Source organism: Chitinophaga sp. 180180018-3 (assembly GCF_037893185.1).
GTDB lineage: Bacteria > Bacteroidota > Bacteroidia > Chitinophagales > Chitinophagaceae > Chitinophaga.
The window spans coordinates 4,042,545-4,066,850 of sequence record NZ_CP140772.1; the positions used below are offsets into that span (position 1 = coordinate 4,042,545).

Below are 24,306 nucleotides of genomic sequence, written 5' to 3' on the forward strand. Positions count from 1 at the left end.
TATTAATATCGGGTTAAAATTACATCTCACCAGAAGCTGCCGGCAAGAAAGGTTAACCTTATAAAGGTAATAACTGTTTCCTGGTTCAACGGAATTTTATCTGTCAGCTGCCGGATCTCCTCTTCATCTGCAAACACAGCGAATAAGCCATCTTTAAACGCCAGCAAAGCGGTTTCCTGAGCTTTACGAACGTCGGCCCTGTTCTCGTTATAAATACTGCCAAAACCGGCCTTACCGGTAGCAGCCTGACTTTCCACCTGTTCGGCAGTCAGGAATGGTAAAAGGTTTTTCTCCAATGGTTTGCTGTTGTATTCATCTACCTGCTGGCTAACAACAGCCAGTATGAATTCCTGCAGTGTTGGGTTAACTCCCAGGTCAGTAATTTCAATCACCCGTTTATCAATGAGCGCATGTTTCCTGCCTGGTTGTTTTACACTAATCGTTATTTGCATGTCAACATCACTTTGGGTCCGGGCAAAGCTAAGGTAAAATCTGCGGTATCCAAATAATAATGCTTTGATGTTTAATAGCGGCACCGTAACTTGTTCACCGCAAAAACTGCCAGCCCCTTTTCCGATATGAAAAAGCTGCTATACCTGACCTCCGGCCTGTTGCTGCTGTATTGCCAACTGACAGGCCAGACACTTCTTCCGTATATACTCAATGGCGCCGCAACCCAGCGCACGTGCAACTGCTATGTACTAACACCGGACCAGCTCAATACCAGCGGAACTGTCTGGAACAAGAATAAAATAAATCTGGATCAATCGTTCAACTATGTGTTTGATGTTAACCTCGGCAGTAAACATAAGGATGGCGCAGATGGCATTGGTTTCATCCTGCAAACACAAGGCACCAACCTGGGTGCTTCCGGCGGTGGACTTGGCTTCAAGGGCATTTCTCCCTCACTGGGGGTGCTGATTGACACTCATCAGAACCGTGAATACAATGACCCCGCCTATGATCACCTGGCCATACAAATAAACGGAGACCTGGATCACAACAGCCCGAATAATGTGGCCGGCCCGGTGACAGCGCTTAAGGACAATGATATCATTACAGATGGGCAATGGCATCTGCTCCGGATCAGCTGGGATGCCAACAGGAAGCATATGGAAGTGTACATGGATAAGGCGCTGCGATTATCGCTCGATAAAGATATTGTCAAAGATATCTTCAATGGTAACCCGGAAGTATTCTGGGGTTTTGCCGGATCCACCGGGGCTTTATCCAATCTGCAGCAGTTCTGTGCAGCCTTGCGCCCGGCCTTCGGCTTTAACGACGGGCAGGTATTCTGTGATGGTGTGCCTGTACAATTTCAGGATAATTCAAGTTCTTTCGGCACCATTACCCGCTGGTGGTGGGATCTGGGCGATGGCACCACCACCAGCGTTCCTCAGCCCCCTGCACATACTTACCCCGGCGCCGGCCATTATACCGTGCGGCTGGTCATAGAAGACAACAGTGGTTGCCGCTCCGATACACTCAATGCCCCCTTCACCGTAGGCTCCATACCTGTAGCGGACTTCGGGCCCAATCCGTTTTGCCTGGGTACCCATACGCAGATGAGCGATAAATCTACCGTTCAGGTAGGCACGCTGCAACAGTGGAAATGGGACTGGGATGATGGCAGCAGTAGTAATCAGCAGAATCCAGCTCCTCCTTTTAAAACTACCGGTACCAGAAAAGTAAAGCTTAGTGTAATCACGCAGGAAGGTTGCAGCAACGCAACCGGGAAAAATATACTGGTAGCCAATACGCCGCAGGTAAGCGCAACCAGTACGGATGTATGCCTGGGCAATACCACCGACTTCAACGCATCCAATCTTACGCCGGGCACGCCCATTGCCGGCTGGTACTGGAACCTGGGCAACAACAGTACCGCGGAAGGCCAGCAGGTGAGTTATAAATACGCAGATACCGGCTACTACCGGGCACAGCTATACGCAGTTAGTACAGAAGGATGTCAATCTGCCATAGCAGCAGCACCAGCCAGGGTAACAGCAGTGTACGCACGCCCGGGCAGCGATACTATCGTAGCGACGGGGCAACCCCTGCAACTACGTGCCCAATGGACCGATCCACGGATTAGCTACCAGTGGTCGCCGGCCACAGGGCTGAACGATCCATACATCGCTGATCCTGTAGCCGTACTGCAAAAAGATCAGCAGTACCGGCTTACGCTTACGTCGCCGGAAGGTTGTACCGATCAGGCATCTGTTAATGTTAAAGTTTATAAGGGACCGGAATTCTATGTTCCGAATGCATTTACGCCGAACGGCGATGGGCGCAACGATTTGTTCCGCGTCATAGCAGCCGGTGTGCCCACGCTTGATTTCTTCTGCATTTGGGACAGATGGGGACAGGAAGTTTACCGCAGCAATACCCTGCCTGGCGGCTGGGATGGCCGCTGGCAGGGGCAACCAGCTCCCACAGGCACCTATGTATGGATGGTGCAGGGAGTTGATTATACCGGCCGCCGTTTCAGCAGAAAGGGCACGGTAACGCTTATACGATAATTATGTCAGCTGATCGGCCACACCTTTGAGGAGTTCATAAGAATACAGGCGGCAATCCTGATCGTAGATATGTGCCGTAGCCATCAGCTCATCAACCTGCGTATCGTCTGCAAAGCGCTGTAGTCCCGCCTGCACGGTAGCAGGGCTGCCTATGAAAGAGTAAGTCATCATATGACGGGCCTGTGCTTCTTCATATTCGTTCCATATCCCCTCCATACTATCAACCGGCGGTCCCATTTTACGCAGCTTTCCACGAATAATATTGAGGAATAGCTGATAGAAGGAAGTAGCCAGTCTGTTGGCAACAGCATCGGTATCAGCAGCAACCACGTTCACACAGGCCATGGTATAAGGCGCCTGCAGAAATTCGGAGGGTCTGAAATGTTGCCGGTAGATTTTCAGGGCAGCATGCAGGTGTGCCGGTGCAAAATGACTGGCAAAAGCATAAGGCAGGCCCATAGCAGCCGCCAGATAAGCGCTGTCGGTGCTGGAACCTAATATCCAGATGGGAATATCAAGCCCTTCACCCGGAATAGCCCTTACAGCGCCTGTATGATTATCGAAAGACAGGTAATGCTGCAGTTCCTGTATTTGTTCGGGGAAATTGTTGGCAGCGCCGAGGTGGTCGCGTCGTAATGCCCTTGCAGTAACCTGATCGGTGCCGGGCGCTCTTCCCAGTCCCAGGTCTATTCTGCCGGGATACAACGATTCCAGCGTACCAAATTGCTCCGCCACTATCAGCGGCGCATGGTTGGGCAACATAATACCACCGGAACCTACCCTGATGGTGTTGGTACCTCCGGCTATATATCCCAGTAAAACTACCGTGGCAGAGCTGGCCACGCTGATCATATTATGGTGTTCCGCCATCCAGAAGCGTTTGTAGCCCAGTTTCTCAACATGTTGCGCCAGCCTCATACTGTTCTTAAATGAATCTGCGGGTGTCTGTTCTTCCAATACCGGCGCCAGGTCTAATACCGACACGGGTAGCTTTGATTCTTGCTTACTCATACTTCAAAAATGTTTTGGGAGTGAGAGCTGCAAATTTACGATAATGCATCTCACGGGAACGACCTGATATACTTCAGGTAAGCACGTTCGTTTATTGCTTATTTTTGGGACAATTATATACGGTATGTTGCGCGAAATTGATGCCTGGTTTGAATCACAGCAGGAGCCTGCCAAAAGTTGCCTGCTGGCACTAAGAGATCACCTGAGAAATTATGATCCTCATATCACCGAAGCATGGAAATATAAAATGCCTTTTTTCTGTTACAACGGGAAAATGTGTTGCTATCTGTGGATACATAAACAATTACATCTCCCTTACATCGGAATAGTGGAAGGCAAACATATTTCCCATCCGCAGTTGCAGCAGGAAAAGCGGGCACGGATGAAGATACTGCTCATAGATCCTGCTGAAGACATTCCAATGGATATCGTAAACGACGTACTGGATAAAATGCTGTATTTCTATGCGTCAAAAAAACAATAATACTATGCTCGAAAATTTGAATTGATTATCCGAAATAAAAATCCTACATTCATAACTGCACTAAAAACATTTTCTTATGTCATGGTTATGGTCCATAATTATTGGCGGCATCGCCGGTTGGCTTGCCGGTAAAGTAATGCGTGGTGAAGGATTTGGTGTGATTGTCGATATTATCGTAGGTATCGTCGGCGGATGGCTCGGCGGATGGATCTTCGGACTGCTGGGCTTACATGCTGGCGGCAAAATTGGTGCATTGGTTGTTGCTTTTATTGGAGCAGTTTTGTTAATCTGGATTATCCGTCTGGTTAAGCGGGGGTAATAGTACCCGGAGCCCCGGTTTTCACAACTTTTTATTTTGTCAGGCGCCCCACTCGGGGTGAAAGAGCATTGTTCTCTTAAGGGTGAACGATGCTCTTTTGAGGTTTTGTTGTTTGCCTGCTATAAGAGCGTGTTTACGGGAATTTGAATGTTTTCTTTCTGGCATTGATCATATTGATTGACTTAATACTCTCACTACGTGTTAGCTTATTGCCCAGATCCTGGCCATTTTGCAGAAATGGTATTTCTTCTTTTGTCGCATATTTCCGGAAAACCCTAAACCAGCTTTCACAGCTACAATATTTGTCAAATATCCGTTTGAGAAAATCCAACAGTTCCTCCCTTGTTCCGAATCCTCCTTTCGCCGGCAATCCCGCTATCAGCAAAGCGCTCTCAAATCTATATACCTCCAGCCGCTTCCTCAGCCATGTGGAAATATCCCAGGTACTTGCATATGCAAGGGTTACTGCCGGGCCACATTTAACAGAATCATTGAGATCTTCACGGTCCAACAACGCAATGACCACAGCAGGATCAAAAGCCTCCTTTGCAGCTATCAGCGAACGAACCAATATATCACCGGTACCAATATGTTCTGTATAAATATCCGGCAGCCATTTCAGTATAATGGTTACTTCTTCGGGTTGCAATTCTTTTTTCCGGAAAATATAATTAACATCATAATATGAAAAGCCTGCGGCTTCAAGCTCTCCTATCATTCTTCTTTGTATCTGTCCCATAGGTTCCTAAAGATATCACTCCATCTCCAATATAATAAAAAAAGGGGTGGCAAGACTACCTCCCCTTTCATATTTTAACCATATCCTATGAAAAACCTGATATAAAGGTATACATAGGATTATTTCTTTTCCAGTCAACTTCGTGAACGCATGATTATTCTCCGCGAATGCGTGAAATCAGCGCCTGTTAACCGTTCATTAACAACCATGCAAGCGTCTGCGTCCCAAGGTTTTAATTACCCAACGTCTTCAACGCGAGGTACGACATCAGTCCGGCGCCGGTTTCCAGCGCAGTTTCATCCGCATCAAAGGTAGCCGTATGAAGCCCTGAAGTAATACCCCGGGGTTCATTACGCACGCCCAACCGGTAAAAGCAGGCATCCGCCACCTGGGAATAGGAAGCAAAATCTTCTGCTGCCATCCAGATATCCAGATCCACTACCTGTTCATCGCCCAGGTACTCGCGGGCATAATCCCTGCTGGCGGCGGTGATCCTGTCTTCGTTAATCAGCACCGGGTACCCACGTACAATTTGAATATCGCAGGAGCCTTCCATGCTTTCCGCCAGGGAGACAGCCATTTTGCGGATCTTCTCATGCGCAGCCGTACGCCAGGTTTCATCCAGTGAACGGAAGGTTCCTTCCAGTTTCACTTCATCTGGAATCACGTTGCTGGCGCCACTCGCGATCATTTTGCCGAACGACAATACGGAAGGCGACAATGGATTGGCACGGCGGCTAACGATCTGCTGGAGCGCAATAACCATATGGCAGGCTATTACCACCGGATCTATACCCAGGTTGGGCATTGCCCCATGTCCTCCTTTTCCTTTTACAGTGATATAGATCTCATCGTTGCTGGCCATGTAACAACCAGAACGGAATCCGACCTTGCCTGCCGGTAGTTCAGGCATCACATGCTGGCCAAGGATCTGCTGCGGTCGGGGGTTCTCCAGTACACCGGCTTTGATCATCAGACTGGCTCCACCCGGAATCACTTCTTCCGCTGGCTGAAAAATAAATTTTACGGTACCTGAAAATTCATTTTTCATCCTGCTCAGTATACCGGCAACACCCAGCAATGAAGCAGTATGTACATCATGTCCGCAGGCATGCATCACCCCATTATTCTGTGAGCGATACGGTACCTCATTTAATTCCTGAATGGGCAGGGCATCGATATCGGCCCGAAGGGCCACTATCCTGTCCGATGAACCAGCACCACCCTGCAATAAAGCAACAATACCGGTATCGGCCATCCTCTCGAAGGGAATACCCAATGCCTGCAGCTTTTCTTCCACAAAAGCCGCTGTCTGGTACTCACGGTACGAAAGTTCTGGATGGGAATGAAGATGACGCCTGTTGGCAGTGGCTTCTCCCGCTATTCCGCTGGCTAATTGCCGGATTCTTTCTTTAAGCATGTAATAACAATTTTTTTATGCTGTCCTGTGATAAAAATTCCTTTACAAAATTATCATCGGTCAGGTGAGGATATGCCGCTGTTACCCGATCTATTTCCGCTGCCTGCCCCGGAGAAAGCACTTCGTGATCTTCCAGGCACCAGGTTCCTTCCATCAGTCCCTGCCTGCGCAACACTTCATGGATACCGGCTATAGATCCGCGGAAAGCGTGGGAAGGATCAAAGATGGCAGCATTCATATCTGTTACCGCAATCCCCTCCTTCAGCAACTCACCCGCCCCTTTATAATCTTCAAGTATACAATTTTTTATCCGGGCAAACAGGGTTGTTACCTGTTTAGTCCATACAGACCAATGTCCGAGCAGCCCTCCGGCGAATCCTTTTTCTACGATACGCCCGTTGACATTAAACCGATAGGTAGTGAGCAGATCCGCCACAATATTGTCGTCGTTCCCCGTATACAACGCTATCTGTTCCGGCCGGGACGAGCAGGCCACTGCCCTGACCACGTCGAGTGTCTGATAGCGGTTAAACGGCGCTGTTTTAATTGCTTTCACATTTGGGATCTCCACCAGCTGCTCCCAGAAGGAATAGCTGAAAATACGGCCCCCTACTGATGGCTGCAGATAAAAACCAAATACAGGTATCAGCACCGCCACTGCCCGGACGTGTGCCAGCAATTCTTCTTCCGTTTTATCCTGTAAACCGCCCAGGCTCAGCAAGCCGATATGATAACCATATTTCAGTGCCAGCCGGGCTTCCTCAAGCGCCTGCGGAGTGGGACCGCAGATGCCCGCCACCTTGATAAATGGCCGTTGCAGGCCTGCCGCTTCAATTTCTTCCGCAGCGATGCGTAATACCGCTTCCAGCAGGTTGATATCGGGGCGCCTAATGGCAAACTGTGTGGTATGCACGCCCACGGCTACTCCACCCACACCACTGGCGATGTAATAACGGGTTAGCAGGCGCTGCCTGTTCTCGTTGAGCTGCCGTTGCTCATTCAGCGCCAGCGGATGCGCAGGAATAATAGTGCCGCCGTATAATAACTGTGCTATGTCTTTTTCCATCATCATTGTTTTAAAATTGTCCTTCTCTTTCCTGGAAATGCGTGGCTTTACCTGTAGTGCGTCCGCCTTCATCCAGCCATGCCGCGGTGAGTCCGATCATTTGTTTCAGGGATACCTGCGGATAACCGAACAGGCGGAAACTCTCTGCGGCGTTGCTGAGCAGGGCGGTAGACTGCTCTTCATTTTCAAACAGCGGCTGCCTGCCGAAGATTTTTCCGAATTCCTTAGCAATCCATCGCACCGGCGCTGTTTCAGGCCCGGTGATGTTCAGCAGCTTCGAAGGCACGCTGCAATGCAACAGGCTACGCAATGCCATCTCATTGGCATCTCCCTGCCAGATCACGTTCACATGCCCCATCCGGATATCAATCGGCCGGCCTTCTTTGACCGCCTTTGCGATTTCCAGCAGCACACCATATTGCAGATCGTTCGCATAATTGAGCCGGTAAATAAGCACCGGGGTATCGTATTTTCCTGAGAAATGCTGAAAAATGCGTTCCCGGCCCAGGCAGGATTGCCCGTATTCGCCTACCGGCGCCGGTGCCATGCTTTCATCCGCCCCGCCCGAAGCCACTGGCGTAAAGGGATACACATTACCGGTAGAGTATACCACTATGCGGGAATGTTTATATTTTTCCGCTACACGCCCGGGCAGATAAGTATTCATGGCCCAGGTGAATGCTTCCTTGCCGGTAGTACCAAACTTGGTACCCGCGAGGTATAGCACATTTTTCACGTCGGGCAGGGCCTGCAAATCAGCGTCGTTCATCAGGTCGGCCGCGATAGTTTCCACACCATAGGATGCCAGCTGTTCTTTCAGACCAGGCTCGGTTAAACGGGATACCCCGATCACACGTTTTGAAATGCCTGCTTTGTCAATGGCCTGCTTCGCCAGTTTCGCCAAACTGGGTCCTATTTTTCCTCCTACGCCGAGGATGAGGATATCGCCGTCAATGGCTGCCATATCCGATACTAATGCTGCCGAAGGTTGCAGCAGCTTGTCCACCAGTTTTTCCAGTTCTTTCATATGTTGTTATTTTTTTTCGGGAGATGAGTACGCACGCAGATTCCCTGGCGGCAACCTATGCCCCGCCTCCGGTTATCAAACCAGCGTGTCTGTTGTTTATTTTATTGAATAGCGCAGCGAAGCTGCATACCTGTTACATTTTTTCGATGACTTTTTTTTCCGTAGATAATACTGTAGCAACGCTATGCTGTTGACCCCAGCTTCTGAGTTTATAACCATAAAATGCGTAAAACATCAGGTAGAGATAACAGGGAAACAATACCCAGTAAGCCAGGCGAACATTATACACATCCGCCACCAGGCCATATATCACCGGCAACACAGCGTTGCCGCATAACCCCATGATCATGACAGAGGCGCCCAGCTTCGTAAAGCGCCCCAGTCCATCCAGCGCCAGTGGCCATATACCGGCCCATACCAATGAATTGGCGAAACCCAGCATCACCACAAACCAGATAGAAATATCTGTTGTATGCCCCAGCAATGTCACTTCTCCATGCAGGTAAATAATTCCCAACGTAAACATCGCTCCTAATACAGTACATATCCGCAATGCAACGGCCTGGCTGATTACCCGCGGAATCAACACAATGCCCAGCAGGTAACCGCAGATGGTCACAAACAGCGTATATGAAGGAAATGTTTTCGCCTCCAGCAACGGAATATGCATCGATCCTGCATAACCGATGATGGTATCTATTGCCACTACCTGTGTACCCACATGCAGGAAAATGGCCAGCGCTCCCAGTATCAGATGAGGGAACCCGAAAATGCTGGTCTTGCCGGCATTAGCAGAAGCTACAGCTTTATCTTCATGCTCGGTATCTATTTCCGGCAACGGCGAAAATCTTACCAGGCAACCCAATCCGAACAATACCGCCGACACTACCGCATAAGGCGCTATCACCCGGCGGATCAATGCGTCCAGTACCGCGGCGCGCGCCTCACCTTTCATCGTTGCCAGTTCTTTGAACAGATTGCCATCCGTTGCCTTCAGGATCACCGCAGCGAAGATCAGCGGCGCAATGATGCCAGCGCCCTTGTTACAGATCCCCATGATGCTGATGCGCGCAGCTGCACTCTCCTTCGGGCCCAGTATCGTGATGTATGGATTGGCGGCCGTTTGTAACACGGCCAGTCCAAGGCCGATGATAAACAATCCGGCCAGAAATATTTCGTAAGTACGTGTATACGCTGCCGGTAGAAAAATCAGCGCACCCACCGACATTACCCAGAAGCCGATCATCATGCCTTTCTTGAAACCTACTGCTTTCAGCAGATAGGAAGCCGGTACCGACATAAAAAAATAGGAGATATAGAATGCAAAAGCCACCAGGTAGGATTGGAAATTGCTCAACTCACAGGCTATCTTGAAATATGGTATCAGGATAGCATTTACCCAGGTCACGAAACCAAAAACAAAAAAGAGTAATCCCACCATCAATATGGAAATAACCGTATCTCTTTTGCTGAGCGAGCCTGCTGTTACCGTGGCAGTGCGTTGTTTCATCGTCCGTTTTTTTAAGCTATAGTGTAGGTTCCCATCCCGGCTGGTATTCCCTTTGCCAGAATTTTTGTGCAGCTTTATCGTTCAGGATATGCCCGTTTGTAGCATCTATGTGCAGGGCATTCCCCGAGCGCAACGCAATGTTCCCCAGCTGACATAACAAAGTGCTTTGATGGCCTCCTGTTATGTCAGCATTTAACGCAGTGCCTTTGCGTATGCCATCGAAGAAATTGCGGATATGCAGCGCATCCAGGCTTTCCGCCGGATTGGTCAGGTTGCGCGGATCTATGATATCTTCGTTCTTCACTGTTTTCACTACTTTATTATCCAGGTCAAAAACCGTATAGGCGTTACCGTCAATTACCAGCGATCCTTTTTCTCCGTAGAAAATCACGCCTACAGAAGTACCTTCTTCTGTGCGGCCGTTGCAGCTGCGTCCTTCCCATACCATGCTGGTATTATTCGGAAATTCCAGGGTGATCACCTGCGTATCGGGCGTTTCCCAATCGTCTTTATAACGGTAACGGCCCCCCGCAGAAGTAACCCTGACAGGATACTCCACTCCCAGCCCCCAGCGCATGAGGTCTACCATATGCGTGCCGTTGTTCAGCGCTTCGCCGGTGCCCCAGTTCCAGAACCAGTGCCAGTTGTAATGCAACAGGTTATCTTTGAAGGCGCGGCGTGGCGCCGGTCCCTGCCAGAGATCGTAGTTAAGCCATTCCGGTACCGGCGCTTCCTTTCCGAAGCCGATCGATAGACGGTTGTTGGTATACCAGCCTTTCGCGAAATACGCACGACCGATCGTACCTTCTTTTACTTCGCGGATTGCGGCCACCACATTGGGCCACGACCGGCGCTGATTCCCCATCTGGATCACTCGTTTGTATTTACCGGCTACCTGTACCAACAGTTCTCCTTCATGCGGATTATGACTGCAGGGTTTCTCCAGGTATACATGTTTTCCGGCCTTCGCTGCAAGAATCGCAGCAGGAGCATGCCAGTGATCAGGCGCTGCGATCACCAGTGCGTCCAGGTCTTTATTCTCCAATGCCTTCCTGAAATCAGGCACGGCTTTAGGCTGCGAGTGCTGCAGCTTATTAACGGCGTCGATACATTTAGCAGCAGCACGAACATCTACATCCGATACTGAAATGATTTCACAGTCCTGTTGCTTTGCATAATTGCTCGCCAATGCAAAACCCCGGGAATTCACCCCCATCATACCAACCCTGATCCGGTCGTTTGCTCCTAATATGCGTGCATAGCTTTTAGCGCTCATACCTGGTATCAGTCCGCCTATGGCGATAGCGGCCGTTCCCTGCGCCGTCTTCCTGATAAAATCTCTGCGGGAGGATGTCATATGGTCAATTATTTTTTAAGTTGTTCTTTTGCGTTTCGGAACATCTCTTCGAGCTTCACCGGTTCACCATTTCGTTTCCTGCTTTCGGCAGCTGCTTCCATGAATGCCAGTATCTCCAGTGTTTCTTCGGGTTTCACTGGTGGCACGCCTGTTCTGAAGAAAGCGGCGATCTGTTGTACGAGGCCGTCATAGCCTTTGAAAGGCCCTAACGGCATTCCTCCTTTTTCACCGAATACATGGCCGCCGTAATCGTCGGGCCCCGAGCGCGTGCCGCGGAAAGTACCGATACGGTCGGCGTCCCACGTGCCTACCACCACATCTGCACCCGGTGTATAGAAACGAGTAACCGTAGTACAACCTGTGCCCATCACCGTATACAGGGTTTCCACGCCGTGAATACCATACCAGAACAGATCGGAATGCGTTTTTTCCATAGGTGCCGGGCTATAGGTATCGGCGCCGAGCACCCTGCCTATTGCGCCTTCTTTCGCTACCTTCTGCGCACTCTCCATGAAACGCAAAGAAGATGCTGAAAATACCGGTGCCTGATGTTGCTGCGCCAGCTCAAAGATCTTCATGGCATCCACCAGGGAGGCAGCCATTGGCTTATCGATAAATACTTTTTTGCCTGCTTTCAGCGCCGGTGCCGCCTGCGCCAGGTGAGGCCGGCCATCATTGGATTCCACCAGCACCGCATCTACCTGTGCCAGTAGCGCATCCATGGAGTCGACAATGGTTACTCCCATCTTCCTGATCTCCTCTGTAAACCCCGGAAGGCGTTGCTGATTATGGGCTATATCCGGACTGGTCTGCGGAAACGCCGCCACTATCTTCATTCCTTCCAATCCGGGTACTGGCACCGGGTTGTTGAATGCCTTCGTAAATGCAACAGCATGGCTGGTATCCAGCCCGATGATGCCAATCCGCAGATCTGCGGCCGGCTGCGATGCAGCAAGGCTGCTGAGTGGTCCCAGGCTTCCCAGTAAACCAGCTCCTACGCCGGTAATGGCGGTATTACGGATAAAACTGCGCCTGTTGATGTTTGCTTTCATGATATGGATATTTGATAGCAGTTATTCCAATCGTTTTGCTATTGACAATGCATGTGTAGTGGTATAATATTTTGCCAGCATTCCCGGCACTTCCCAGGCTGGCATACTGCCTGTTTTTACATACTCCAGGAACTGTGTCATCACCTTGCTGAACAGCGCTTCATGCTTTTTAATATAGTGCCCGGGTATCACTACCTCCCAGCTCTTCCCCGCCGGCTTCAGCGCGATGCCTGGGTAGCTGCTTTCCAGTTTTGCAAAAGCTGCCTGTAACTGACTCGTATAGCCGGCACCGGTAGTCGCCGGTTCTATATACAATACCGGCTGGTATTGCTGCTCCTTATCCTGGCGTATTACCAACGCTGCTTTACTGCCCTTCAACAAAGAGTAATGTGTGTCTCCTCCTCCTGCCGGAGCTTCGTAATCCCATTGCACCGAAATGCGCGCATGCACACCCCGGATCGTATAATCGAATGCTCCATTGGCATATACTTTCAACAGACTGTCTTTGCCCGTTACTTCTTTCAGTGCAGGTGAAAACTGTGATTCACCGGTTATTTCACTGTATTGATGCAGGTTCAGCACCGTGGGCCACGTGGTAGCGGAATCTACGTGAATATCTTTCCGGTAATCGAGTACCTGCCCGGGGAAACAGGTCCACTGCACCAGGTCTGCCAGGTGCGTGGTCACATCTGTAATCCCTTCTCCCTGCTGCCTTACATCCATATACCAGGATGGACGCACGAGGTTACGGCCGGCGACTGTTTTTTTGAAATGGTGTACACTTTTTTTGATGACAGCGGGATCAGCCTGGCTGCCTTGCTGCAGGGTACCGAATAGCTCCGGCAAAAGCGACAACTCTCTTTGTAATACATTATGGATCTCATAACGCTCGGTCATGATATCATACAATTGCGTCTTATGCGCTGCGGCCTCCCTGAATGCCGTCTGCAGGGAATCGAACCCCGCTGCGTCAATTGCCATTGGCTTATCCGCCAGTACATGCATGCCTGCATGTACAGAACGGCCGATATACATCGGCTTCAACCGGTTATTGCCGGCGAGTATAACAATATTTCCGAGAGGACATTGCAACATCTGCTGCAGATAATCTCCGCCGGTGTATACTTTCGTTCCCCAATGTACTGCCGGACTATCCTGCCGGTTATAGGCTGCCACCCGCTGCAAATACTGATCCAGTTCGGGACCACCCGGGGCATATACCTGTATGACGGTATCGATCCCCGGATACATCTGTTGCTGTACCAGCGATGCGTGGAAATGGCCAGGATCCAGTGCGATCAACTGCATGGTAGCTTTTTTTTCTGGTTGATGTGTACAGGACAACCACAATGTGGCAATACCTATAAAAGTAATGTTTTGTCTCATCCGGTTATTTTTTTTACCGAGAACGTTACCGGTCTTTTTTTCCCTTTACCTCGCTGATGGTGCGTGCCGGTATACTGTCGGCATGATTGCTCCAACTCTGACGAATATACGAAACAACTGCGGCCAGATCACTATCCGGCAGGAAGCCGAAGGCAGGCATCTGTTCGCCATATGGACTGTTCTTTGCTTTTGCGGATCCCGTACGCCCAAACACCACCGTGCTGATCAGCGGCGCCGGCGCACCTGTAACAAAAGCGTTGTTACTGAGCGCCGGGAATGAACCAGGCACGCCCTTTCCATCCGGTTTATGGCAGGCCTCGCAATAGTTTTTATACAACATGGCCCCTTTAGACGCCGCCACCGCCGGTGTTTCTGATGCCTTTAGTACCGGAATACCTGCGGGGATCTTTGCTGTTCGCTTCAGGGCTGCCAGCCGGATAATGCGATCATCATGCGGCAATGGAAATCCTTTTCCGGGATTCCAGTCGCGGTTACTGGTAGCCACATACACATCCCCTTCAGGAGAAATGCAGATATCACGTAAACGGCCGTACGTACCGGCGAAATAAATCCGTTCTCCGGAAATAGCATCCTGTGCTGTATTTAGCGTGAGTACTCTCAGACTGGCGGCTTTCAATGTGCCCAGCAATATACAATTATGCCATTCGGGTATTTTGTTTGAATAATAATAATCCACTCCGGCGGGCGCGATAGTAGGTGTCCAGGCTTTCAGCGGCGGCGTGAAAGGAAATGAATCTGCATAAGCTTTTTCATCCTGCCGATCGGCATATCCTTCCACTCCGGGCCAGCCATAGAAGGCCTTTTTCCGTATAAGATTTACTTCATCGTCTGTTGCATCACCATGCTCTGATGCAAACAAATTGCCCTGTGGCGTAAATACGAGGCCCTGAATATTACGATGTCCGCGCGACCATACCGGGCTGCCTGCATAAGGATTATCAGCAGGAATGCTGCCATCGAAATTCAGGCGCAGTGTTTTACCATTCAGGGAAGCTGTATCCGGCGCGTTATTGCCATTAGCCGCATCTCCGGTGGAAAGAAATACTTTGCCATCGGAAGAAACGGCAACCCTTGATCCATTATGTCCGGTATTCCCGGGCAACTCCAGCAATACCTTTGGGTCTTTCAGCGTATCGGCGGTGTAAGTGTAGCGAACGAGTCGCGATACAATGGAGGAATCCGGGTTCATATGTGTGTAGTCAACAAAAACAAAAGGCTGGGATTTATCCGGTGAGATGGCCATGCCCAGCAACCCCAGGGTACGCTGCCGGTAGACCTCCGGAATATGCAGCAATTGTTTTTTTATACCTGTGTGTGGATCTACTTTACTAACAGTGCCGCTTTGTTCTGTAAACCAGATCTGGTTATCCGGCCCCCACGCAATTTCCCAGGGCACATTCAGATCTGAAATCACGGTGCTGATGCCCACGCGGGTACTATCCAGTTCCAGTACGGCTTCCAGGGGTTGTTCAAATGCAGGTGACTGTCTGCAGCTGTGTGCAAAGCAAAAGATACCTGCCGACAAAAGCAGCCCTGTAGTTGTTCTTTTCATGAGATCAGGTATTGATAAAATGTCTTCCTAAAAAAATAAAGTAATGGCATTACTAACAGCCAGCCCCAACATGATCAGCAAACCTATTATACCAGCAATATTGGCGAACAGGCTGTTTTTCAGCGGGCCCATGATACGCGCATCATTAGCCACCAGGAACAAAGCCACACCGATGAAGGGCACAATAAAAATAGTTACCGCCTGGGCCAGCACAATCAACTGCAGGGGCAGTTTTCCGAATATAATAGCCACACTGGCGCCAATGAGCATAATAACGGCAATGAATACACGTACCATTTTAGAACTTAGCTGTCCACCGAAGCCAAGGGCATCTCCCAGCAATGTTCCTCCTAATGCAGCGTTGCCAAGCAGTGACGAAAAAGAGGCACCGAACAGGCCTACCAGGAATAGCCCCGAAGCGGCATTTCCGAATACAGGTTCCAATGCCTTCGCCATATCGGTAGCAGTATTGATCTTTATACCTGCCGGATGCAGTACCGTAGCTGCGCAGATCATCACTGTAGCGCTCATGAAGCCAAGGATGAGCATGCCGGGCAGGGTTTCCTTACCGGTTTGTACAACATCGGGGCGCAGCCGCTTGCGTTCCTGCACCAGATATGACTGATAGATAGCCCCTACGATAGAAAAACAGGAAGCCATAAAAGCGATGATCAGTTGCTGGGATCCCGCGGGCACCGTTGGTGTAAAACCTGCTGCAATATCAGTTACAGCAGGCTTTGTCAGCGCCATGGTAACAATGAAAGCAAACAACATCATGATGATGAGCGCGATCATGATCTTTTCCAGTTTCTTATAAAATCCGCGGAAGAAGAGGATACCGATGCCGAGTAGGTTACACACCACAATCCAGATGGTTTTGGAAGTATGGGTGGCTTCCGCCAGTGTAATACCGGCGCCGATAGAATTACCTGCCTGAAAAGATGCCGTTACCAGGAACACTCCAACGCCAATGCCTATACGAGCAGGCATCCCCCACTTGCTGCTGATGGTACTGAGCAGCGACTGATTGGTGGCGATGCCCACCCTTGCTGCCATTGTAGTGAAGATGATCATAAAGAAGATGGCCACCGCCACCATCCACAAGAGGGAAAAACCATAGCGGGCGCCCATGATAGAAGCGATGGTTACCTTGCTGGGGCCAAACACCAGGGCAGCCGTGATCAGGCCGGGTCCGAGTGATTGCAGCCATGCGCGCGACCGGCGCGCTGCCGTTGGCTTTGATATCATTTCTGCTGTTGACATATCCTGTATTTAAGCAAATCTTATGTAGAAGAATAATACAATGGCGGTGATGATGGCCCACCAGATGGTGGGATTGCGCCAGCCCCGTTGCATTGCCAGCTGATCCGGCGGCAGCGAAAGACTGGCCCTGCTCCATATCAGCCCTTTCAACTCAGCTTCCGGCTTAGGTTTTGTCACGAAACTCACCAGTATACATAACACTACACAACTCCAGAACACGATGCCTGTTCTGTTGAAAAAAGGTATGGATGGATACATGATTTCCAATGCCACCGATAATGGAATAGTAAGTATCCCCGCGGCCAGTGCACCTGCATGGGTAGCTCTTTTCCAGAGAATGCCGATCAGGAACATAGCCGCAATACCCGGTGTAAAAAGTCCGTAGGCATTCATCAGGTAGAGAAACACCGGTTTGTTGGAATGTGTGAGGAATAAACCTGTGCACAGAATACCTATTACGATAATAACGGCGCCGGCTATACGTCCGAAACGTACCGCTTCTGCTTCCGTTGCCTGTTTGCGGATATATGGCAGGAAGATGTCGACCGTCAGGATGGTAGTGCAGGAGTTAATAGCTCCGGAGAGATGCGACATGACCGCCGCAATCAGTCCTGCCATCACGAGTCCCACCAATCCTGAAGGCAGTAGTTTTTCTACCAGCGTCGGGAACAGCAGATCTGGTTTCTCCAGATGCGGGAACAGTTTGGGCGCCACCAATGCCGGTACCGTGATGATGATGGGCACCAGGAATTTCAGGTAATCGCCGAACACCACGCCCATGCGTGCATGCCACTCGTTCTTTGCCGCCATCACCCGTTGTACGATGAACTGGTTGGTAGCACAATAAAAAACACTGATGCAGAGTACGCCCCCGAGGTACATCGTCCACGGGAAATCCGGATCATTGGCCGGCAGGATCAGGTCCCAGTCTTTCATGGTATCAGTGATCGCCGATACCCCGCCTGCAGCGCGCACGGTGGCAATCGTCAATGCCAGGCCCCCCAGCACCAGCACAATCAGCTGCAACATTTCCGTCCATATAACGGCCCGTAAACCGCCGGCTATCGTATAGATCCCGGTAATAACGGCCAGTATCACCACGCTGGTCATGACGGAAATTCCCAACAGGGAATGCAGCGATAAGGCACCCAGGTATAGTACAGCGCTGATTTCCACCAGCACGTAAGTCAACAGGATCAATCCCGCATAGGTAGCCCGCGCTGCCGTACCATAGCGTCGTTCCAGGAATTCAGGTACTGTATAAAAACCATTCCTGATATAGAAAGGCAGGAACATCCATAGCAGCGCATTAAATCCCATCAGGATAGCGCCCCACTCCATGGCGATGGCTACAAATCCGCGGCTGTAAGCCACGCCCATAGCACCTACCAGGTGATGACTACTGATATTGGCAGCGATAATACTGCCCCCTATCATCCACCAGGGTAGCTTATCTCCTGCAAGGAAATAATCGCGCTTGGTCTGCTTTCCCTTGCGGGAAGCGTATAAGCCCAGGCCTATGACACCCAGGATGTATAGGCCAAAGATAACAGCATCTAAAACGGTCAGGTTCAGGTTCATGTCGATTGGATCATTCGTTTGGAAATAGCTGCTGTTGTTGTTGTCAATAATTCCAGTGCGCCGGATGCGAAAGGTGTCTGCCATACGGCATAACTCTGCCGGCTATACGCAGTTTCCGGCGGCAGGTATCCTGCATATCCGTTGACGATATTCATTACTACCACCACCGCAGGTTTCAGTTGTTCGCGGAGTTGTTGTTGAAAGAAAGAATAAGCTTCGTTCGGTTGCCCGGCCAGGATGGTATCGCCTATCCGCCATATCCAAAGCGGCATTTCTGCTACCTCTCCTTCGCCGATTGTTTTGCGGATGCCCCGCTGCCGCCATAGTCTCTCTTTAATAACATGATCGGTACAAGCAGCCCAGGCTTCTTCTATTTCAGCAAGCGATGGTAACGCCTTCAGTGGCAGCGGCACCATGATCATCTCTGCGGCGATGGCAGCAGATGGCTGATAACGGGCCTGCTCCCACATCGCCAGGGACGCCCCGGATTCTACCACCCCGGTAAACTGTAATTCTTTTCCGGGCGGCAGCATGGCTTCGAGTGCCGATAGCACGGCAAATCCAAGCTGACGGCCATACAGCTCCGCCAATGCGGTGTTGCCGCTATATTGTTCTGCGGGCGCCAATTCCCCGGATGCTCCCTGCAGGAACATACAGGGCGCGCCGGTATTGTTTTCTACGTGTATGCGCATCGCGCCGGGAAAATCGGGCGATAACAGTTCATTGGCTGCACCCAGCGTAGTAGGATGACAGGCATAGTTAACGATCGTGCCGAGTAATGCACCTTGTTCATTACAGATACGTCCTACCAGCAAGGTGTTATCAGCAGGCGCTTCCGGATTCATACCGGTGATAATGCGTGTGGTTCCGGGTTCAGGCAGTTCCCGGTTCCGGGCCAGATCGCACTGGCCGTAATGCCAGGTAAGCACCGCCGGTACGGCCTGTTGCAGAGCATCGCCGGCAGCTTTTATGGCGGCCAGCTTCACTTTTTCCAGGTAGGGCGCAATCAGCTCTCCGCCTGGTTTTCCGGCATCCTCTGTAAAGGTACTGGGGCCGGCGTGCGTATGTGTAAGGCAACACATCAGCTGATAAGGCTGCAGCTGCAGGGCTGTTAATATGCCGTTTCTTAGCTGACGTTCATCGGCTGCACTCTTCCACCAGCCCAGATCAGCGGAGATCAGTACCAATGGCGGTTCCGTTATACTGCTGCGAAAAGCCATTGCCGTGAGCGTAAAAGGCAGATGCACCCCGGCAGCTGTTTCATGCCGGGCGGCACCCCAGTTACGCGCGTATATGCCCGAAGGTGGTGTTATATCCTGTCTTCCTACCCCTATCATACCTTTAAAGGAAGGATCTCTCAAAGGCCCGTGTGTTGCTTGTTTCATACCGGTTGGTTTTATAACTATCTCACTAACGACAACCCTCCATCCATCAGCAGGATGCTGCCGGTAATATGTTTGTTGGCCGGATCACAAAGCCGGGTTACCTCCAGGGCTACCTCTGCTGCGGTGATCAGTTCACGCACCGGCACCTTATTGCGGGCCTCATCGCGCAGTGCGGGCGATTGTTCCCACACCTGCCGGCTCAGGCCTGCATCCACATAACCGGGCGCAATTTCGTTGACCATGATACCGTGAGGCGCCAGCTCCAATGCCATACACTGGCAAAGCATACGCATACCTGCCTTCGATACGGCATACGCAGGGATATGATGATGTACTGCTTCAGCAGCCCAGCTACCCACAAACACCACGCTGCCTTTCATCTGCAATTCAAGCAGGCGGCGGGTTACAGCCGTGGCTACGTAAAATGCACCATCGAGGTTCACCCTGAGTTCTTTCGACCACTGTTCCGGTGTAATCTTATACAAACCGGCAATCGTTACTGTAGCGGCGTTTGCCACCACCATATGAACAATACCCAGCTCCTTTTCTGCTTCCCTTATCCAATCATCTACCGCAGCTGCATCCGACACATCTACACGGGCATAATGGCATTGCACATTCAGCTGATGCAGTGCTGCCAACAACGATCGGGCCTGCGTTTCAGGCTGCACATCACCAATAGCTACATTGGCGCCCTGCTCTGCAAAGGCAATGGCAACAGCTCTGCCGATGTCGCCAAGACCACCACTGATGAGTACTGTTTTTTGTTCAAATAATTTTTTCATGCCGGTCAGTTTTTTATAATTACCAATCTCCTACGCTGCCGTCTTTGTAAAACGTACGCTGTAATACTTCCTGCTGAAACGGATACTTCTTTACTTCCGCTTCGTTGATCTCAATACCCAGTCCTGGTTTATGATTGGGGCGCACAATGCGTCCTTTTGTTTCTACGGTAAATCCTTCGCTCACTACCTCCTGTCGCCATGGCACATCATTATGCACGCTTTCGCAGATGGCGTAAGAAGGCGTGGCAAATCCCAGTTCAATAGAAGCCGCCGTACTTACCGGTCCCTGTGGGTTGTGAGGTGCCACGGCCACGCGATATGCTTCTGCAAGGGTAGCAATACGCCGTGCCTCACTCAGTCCCCCGCAATGGGTGATATCCGGCTGTATAACGCTCACGGCGCGTTTCTCCAGCAAATCGCGGAAGGCATGTATGCCTGTCAGCCGTTCGCCACTGGCAATGGGCGTTTTCACCGCACGTTGTATCAGGGCAATGTCTTCCATCGTCTCCGGCCAGCAGGGTTCTTCAAAGAAATACAATCCATATGGCTCGAGCGCTTTGGCGAATTGCATGCCCATCAGCGGACTAGGGCGCGCGTGGCAGTCGACCATGATATCGATGTCTTCTCCCACTGCGTCGCGCATAGCCTTTACACAGGCCTCTGCGTAACGGATCGGCTTCAGTCCTTCGAGGGGCATGGTTTCCGGCACGGCCATAGACTTAAATGCCGTAAAACCATCTTCCACAGCGCGTTGGGCCAGTTCACCAAAACGGGCTGCATCGTCCGGACGGGTTTCGTAGAAATCTTCCATCTTACCGCCGCCGAGGTGGCAATACAGGCGGATGTAATCTCTCACCCGGCCGCCCCACAGCTCATGACAAGGCACGTTATGTATCTTTCCCAAAATATCCCAGAGTGCGATATCAATACCACTGATGGCAGTACCTCTTACAATACCGTTGCCATGCCAGAAATGCTGGCGGTACATCATCTGCCATAGATATTCGATCCGGCGGGGATCTTCACCGATCAGCAGCTGGGCAATATCTTCCACGGCTCCTACTACGGCACGGGTATGCCACTCCAATGTGGCTTCTCCCCAACCCCACAGCCCTGGCTGATCTGTAACGATCTTGATGAAGATCCAGTTACGCATACGGGCATGACATACCTGTGTTTCTATTGCAGTAATTTTCATAACTGTGCTAATACGATTTTGGTTTTCTCTAATGTTTCTGTTATATCGTTCACTGTATGGGCGAAAGATATGCTTCCTTGTTTAATTGGCAATGGAAAATTAAAGATGCCCTGTTCTATCAGCTTCAGACGGTATGCTTTGTCGAACGCAAAATCGTGATGCTTCACAATATCATGAAAATCGACTGGTGCATGATCCATAAAATACACACAGAAGGCAGATCCCTGGCGTGCCACATGGAAGGGCCTTCCGGTGGTTTTCAGGATATCGTTCAGGCCATCTTCCAGCATCTGGCCCAGTTTATATACGTGCTCATACACGCCGCCGCCTGCCAGTTTGTGTAAAGTGGCAATAGCAGCTGCGGTAGTCAGCGGGTGTGCATTGAAGGTACCGGCTATCAATACACGTTTTTCTTTATCGGGATGTATAAAATAATCCATGTATTTCTTTTTGCCCGCAATCATGCCCATCGGAAAGCCGTTGGCCACTGCTTTACCGAAGGTGCTCAGATCCGGCTGCACACCGCACAGCTGCTGATAACCGCCCAGTGCATGGCGGAAACCGGTTTTCACTTCGTCGAAGATCAGCAGGAAACCGTGTTCATCGGCCAGCTTGCGCAGCGACTCGAGGTAACCCGGCAGGGGCTTTACGATGCCTACGTTCTGCAGGATGGGCTCCAGCAGGATAGCCGCTACAGGATAGCGTTTCAGGATATACTCCACGGAAGCGGTATCGTTGAAGTTGACGATGTGTACGAGTGAACGGTGCTGCGATGGGATACCGGCGGAAAGGGAATCGAACGGATATTCACCCGGACTTACCCGCTCGCCCACATCTTCGAGGCGACTGATAACGTTGCAGGCAACATCGTTATGCCAGCCATTGTAGCCGCCCTGCATAACGATGATATGATCTTTACCGGTAACGGCCCTGGCTATACGAAGTGCATGATAAGTGGCCTCCGAGCCGGTGGTAGTGATTTGTATGCTATCTGCCGAAGTCACACATTCGCAAAATAAACGGGCCAGTTTGCCTTCCAGGTTAGTAGGGCCTGCACTCATGAGGAGCGTATTATTATGCAATGTTTGCTCCACCGCCTTATTTACATCGGGATCGTTATGCCCGAGGAAAGTAGCGGCAAACCCTGCCTGATAGTCGATATACTCGTTCCCTTCCAGGTCTTTAACACGGCTGCCAAGCCCTTTTTCAAAACAAATATTGGGTTCTGATTTCCGGTTGAGCGATACCACACCTCCGGGTATCCACTGTTCATTGCTCTTCAATAGCGCAGATGATTTAGGCCATGCATTCATATGAGATACTGTTAACATTTTAGACGAATCAGCGCGGGCGCTGCTGGTTTAGTTTGTTTATAATGATATCTGTAATCCGGCTGTTCCTGATCAATGCGTCTTTTACGCTCAGGAAAAGATTACCGCTGATATTTTTATGGAAGATGTTCACGCGTTGGATCATCAGTGTATCGATCACCGTATGTTCATCAAAAGAAAATAACGGGTTGCTGTAACGGGTTTCCGTACGTTCTATGTCGGAGAAAATGATCCGGTCTACCACTGAATTTTTCACATTGATAACACTGTATAAGGTGGCGTAGCCGGGATGAGTGGATCGCGAGTACGCGTTGGTGCCGCTGATATGAGCGACCTTTACATCTGAAAAGTACCCGGTTTTATTGAACAGGCTGTAGAACAGGACTGATGCCGACGCCGTGTTACCTTTCACGTTATCGATGGTGATGCCGCTAACTTTTCTGCCCTCGAACGTGTAGAAGGAAACACCTCTCAATGCAGGAATGGAATCAAACGCCGGTTGCGGAAATATGTTCCTCACCGTTACATCGCGGTAGTCGTATGCCGGAAAAGGAGCCATCTTACCCTGGAAACAGGCGCCGCCTGCGGCGAACGCCACCAGGTCGTCGTTCGTAAAGCCGGAAATATTCTCTATCAGCACATGATTGCCGCCACCGGTAACACCGTCGCCATTGTTCATCAGCGCACTGGTACCGGCTGCATCCCGGAAGGGGTTCTGCTGAAAGTGAATATCATGAATATGCACGCTGTCGCATTCCATATAGGCAATGCCCCAGCTGCGCGTACTATCAATTTGCAGCGCAGCTACTTCCAGTTGTTGTACTTTATAAAAGAAGAAACCAAAGCAGAAATCAGATGCCGCCACGGTGTTACGCAATGTTCTTGTTTGCGTGTATCCGTTTCCGTTCCACTTACCTCCTGTTACTTTAATATATGCGTTACCGTTATCCATATCTTCATTACGCAGGAGATAATCGTTGGAAGAAGGCTTCAGGCATATATAAGCATCGGGGCTTGCTGTAAGCGTGAAGTTTGAAGGCAGGCGGATAGCCCGGGAAATGAGGTAATGCCCTGCCGGTATAAACGTTTGACGGCTGCCCTGCTTTTTTGCTTTGTCGATGGCAGCCTGGATCGCTTTGATGTCGTCTGTTTTTCCATCTGCTTTTGCGCCGAATGATCTGACATTGGTGCCATGTGTTAATTGGGCCTGGGATACAATACCCGCGCACATCAGCGCCAGGAAGCATCCCAGCCACTTGTATATTATCCCTGACCTTTTTAACATATGCGTTGCGTGTTT

The 24,306-nt window shown here is 50.5% G+C and carries 21 protein-coding genes; 3 read left to right on the forward strand and 18 right to left on the reverse strand.

The window, feature by feature from the left end:
- Nucleotides 1-26: 26 nt before the first annotated feature.
- Complete coding sequence (locus UNH61_RS15915) at nt 27-452, reverse strand: hypothetical protein (protein WP_326992954.1); 426 nt, start codon at nt 450-452, stop codon at nt 27-29.
- Between the two features lie 126 nt (nt 453-578).
- On the opposite strand from UNH61_RS15915, the gene UNH61_RS15920 reads away from it, so the two are divergent.
- Nucleotides 579-2,519 carry a PKD domain-containing protein gene (locus tag UNH61_RS15920; protein ID WP_326992955.1) on the forward strand — a complete coding sequence of 647 codons (1,941 nt, stop codon included), beginning with the start codon at nt 579-581 and terminating at the stop codon, nt 2,517-2,519.
- On the opposite strand, the gene UNH61_RS15925 is transcribed toward UNH61_RS15920, so the two are convergent.
- The gene (locus UNH61_RS15925; RefSeq protein WP_326992956.1) at nt 2,520-3,530 is read right to left on the reverse strand and encodes an LLM class flavin-dependent oxidoreductase; all 1,011 of its coding nucleotides are present in this window, start codon (nt 3,528-3,530) and stop codon (nt 2,520-2,522) included.
- 124 nt (nt 3,531-3,654) lie between these two features.
- Between UNH61_RS15925 and UNH61_RS15930 the strand changes: the two genes are divergently transcribed.
- Both UNH61_RS15930 and UNH61_RS15935 read left to right on the forward strand, forming a co-directional pair.
- Nucleotides 3,655-4,014, forward strand: coding sequence for a DUF1801 domain-containing protein (locus UNH61_RS15930; protein ID WP_326992957.1), 360 nt, complete (start codon nt 3,655-3,657; stop codon nt 4,012-4,014).
- A 76-nt stretch (nt 4,015-4,090) separates the two neighbouring features.
- Entirely contained in the window at nt 4,091-4,333 is a 243-nt protein-coding gene (locus UNH61_RS15935) for a GlsB/YeaQ/YmgE family stress response membrane protein (protein WP_326992958.1), read from the forward strand.
- A 133-nt stretch (nt 4,334-4,466) separates the two neighbouring features.
- Here UNH61_RS15935 and UNH61_RS15940 read toward each other — a convergent pair whose 3' ends face one another.
- The 16 genes from UNH61_RS15940 to UNH61_RS16015 form a co-directional block, all read right to left on the reverse strand.
- Nucleotides 4,467-5,072 (reverse strand): hypothetical protein, encoded by a 606-nt coding sequence (locus UNH61_RS15940; protein ID WP_326992959.1) that lies wholly within the window; start codon nt 5,070-5,072, stop codon nt 4,467-4,469.
- A gap of 232 nt (nt 5,073-5,304) precedes the next feature.
- Complete coding sequence (locus tag UNH61_RS15945; RefSeq protein WP_326992960.1) at nt 5,305-6,492, reverse strand: M20 family metallopeptidase; 1,188 nt, start codon at nt 6,490-6,492, stop codon at nt 5,305-5,307.
- Entirely contained in the window at nt 6,485-7,558 is a 1,074-nt protein-coding gene (locus UNH61_RS15950) for a dihydrodipicolinate synthase family protein (protein ID WP_326992961.1), read from the reverse strand. The genes UNH61_RS15945 and UNH61_RS15950 overlap by 8 nt, the downstream gene beginning before the upstream one ends.
- 10 nt (nt 7,559-7,568) lie before the next feature.
- Entirely contained in the window at nt 7,569-8,585 is a 1,017-nt protein-coding gene (locus UNH61_RS15955) for an NAD(P)-dependent oxidoreductase (protein WP_326992962.1), read from the reverse strand.
- 133 nt (nt 8,586-8,718) lie between these two features.
- On the reverse strand, nt 8,719-10,095 hold the full coding sequence (locus UNH61_RS15960) for a sugar MFS transporter (RefSeq protein ID WP_326992963.1): 1,377 nt from the start codon (nt 10,093-10,095) through the stop codon (nt 8,719-8,721).
- A gap of 16 nt (nt 10,096-10,111) precedes the next feature.
- Nucleotides 10,112-11,452 carry a Gfo/Idh/MocA family oxidoreductase gene (locus UNH61_RS15965; RefSeq protein ID WP_326992964.1) on the reverse strand — a complete coding sequence of 447 codons (1,341 nt, stop codon included), beginning with the start codon at nt 11,450-11,452 and terminating at the stop codon, nt 10,112-10,114.
- An 8-nt stretch (nt 11,453-11,460) separates the two neighbouring features.
- Nucleotides 11,461-12,504: a Gfo/Idh/MocA family oxidoreductase gene (locus UNH61_RS15970; RefSeq protein ID WP_326992965.1), complete on the reverse strand. Its 1,044-nt coding sequence runs from the start codon at nt 12,502-12,504 to the stop codon at nt 11,461-11,463.
- Nucleotides 12,505-12,525: 21 nt separating this feature from the next.
- The gene (locus UNH61_RS15975; RefSeq protein ID WP_326992966.1) at nt 12,526-13,890 is read right to left on the reverse strand and encodes a putative oxidoreductase C-terminal domain-containing protein; all 1,365 of its coding nucleotides are present in this window, start codon (nt 13,888-13,890) and stop codon (nt 12,526-12,528) included.
- Nucleotides 13,891-13,915: 25 nt separating this feature from the next.
- Nucleotides 13,916-15,463 carry a PQQ-dependent sugar dehydrogenase gene (locus UNH61_RS15980; RefSeq protein ID WP_326992967.1) on the reverse strand — a complete coding sequence of 516 codons (1,548 nt, stop codon included), beginning with the start codon at nt 15,461-15,463 and terminating at the stop codon, nt 13,916-13,918.
- A 27-nt stretch (nt 15,464-15,490) separates the two neighbouring features.
- Entirely contained in the window at nt 15,491-16,726 is a 1,236-nt protein-coding gene (locus tag UNH61_RS15985; protein ID WP_326992968.1) for an Nramp family divalent metal transporter, read from the reverse strand.
- A gap of 9 nt (nt 16,727-16,735) precedes the next feature.
- Nucleotides 16,736-18,391: a sodium/solute symporter gene (locus UNH61_RS15990; RefSeq protein WP_326992969.1), complete on the reverse strand. Its 1,656-nt coding sequence runs from the start codon at nt 18,389-18,391 to the stop codon at nt 16,736-16,738.
- Complete coding sequence (locus UNH61_RS15995) at nt 18,304-19,692, reverse strand: hypothetical protein (protein ID WP_326992970.1); 1,389 nt, start codon at nt 19,690-19,692, stop codon at nt 18,304-18,306. The genes UNH61_RS15990 and UNH61_RS15995 overlap by 88 nt, the downstream gene beginning before the upstream one ends.
- A 17-nt stretch (nt 19,693-19,709) precedes the next feature.
- Nucleotides 19,710-20,477, reverse strand: coding sequence for an SDR family oxidoreductase (locus UNH61_RS16000; RefSeq protein ID WP_326992971.1), 768 nt, complete (start codon nt 20,475-20,477; stop codon nt 19,710-19,712).
- A gap of 19 nt (nt 20,478-20,496) precedes the next feature.
- The gene (gene dgoD / locus UNH61_RS16005) at nt 20,497-21,675 is read right to left on the reverse strand and encodes a galactonate dehydratase (protein WP_326992972.1); all 1,179 of its coding nucleotides are present in this window, start codon (nt 21,673-21,675) and stop codon (nt 20,497-20,499) included.
- On the reverse strand, nt 21,672-22,988 hold the full coding sequence (locus UNH61_RS16010; protein ID WP_326992973.1) for an aspartate aminotransferase family protein: 1,317 nt from the start codon (nt 22,986-22,988) through the stop codon (nt 21,672-21,674). The genes dgoD and UNH61_RS16010 overlap by 4 nt, the downstream gene beginning before the upstream one ends.
- 28 nt (nt 22,989-23,016) lie before the next feature.
- Nucleotides 23,017-24,291 (reverse strand): glycosyl hydrolase family 28-related protein, encoded by a 1,275-nt coding sequence (locus UNH61_RS16015; protein ID WP_326992974.1) that lies wholly within the window; start codon nt 24,289-24,291, stop codon nt 23,017-23,019.
- Nucleotides 24,292-24,306 lie beyond the last annotated feature (15 nt).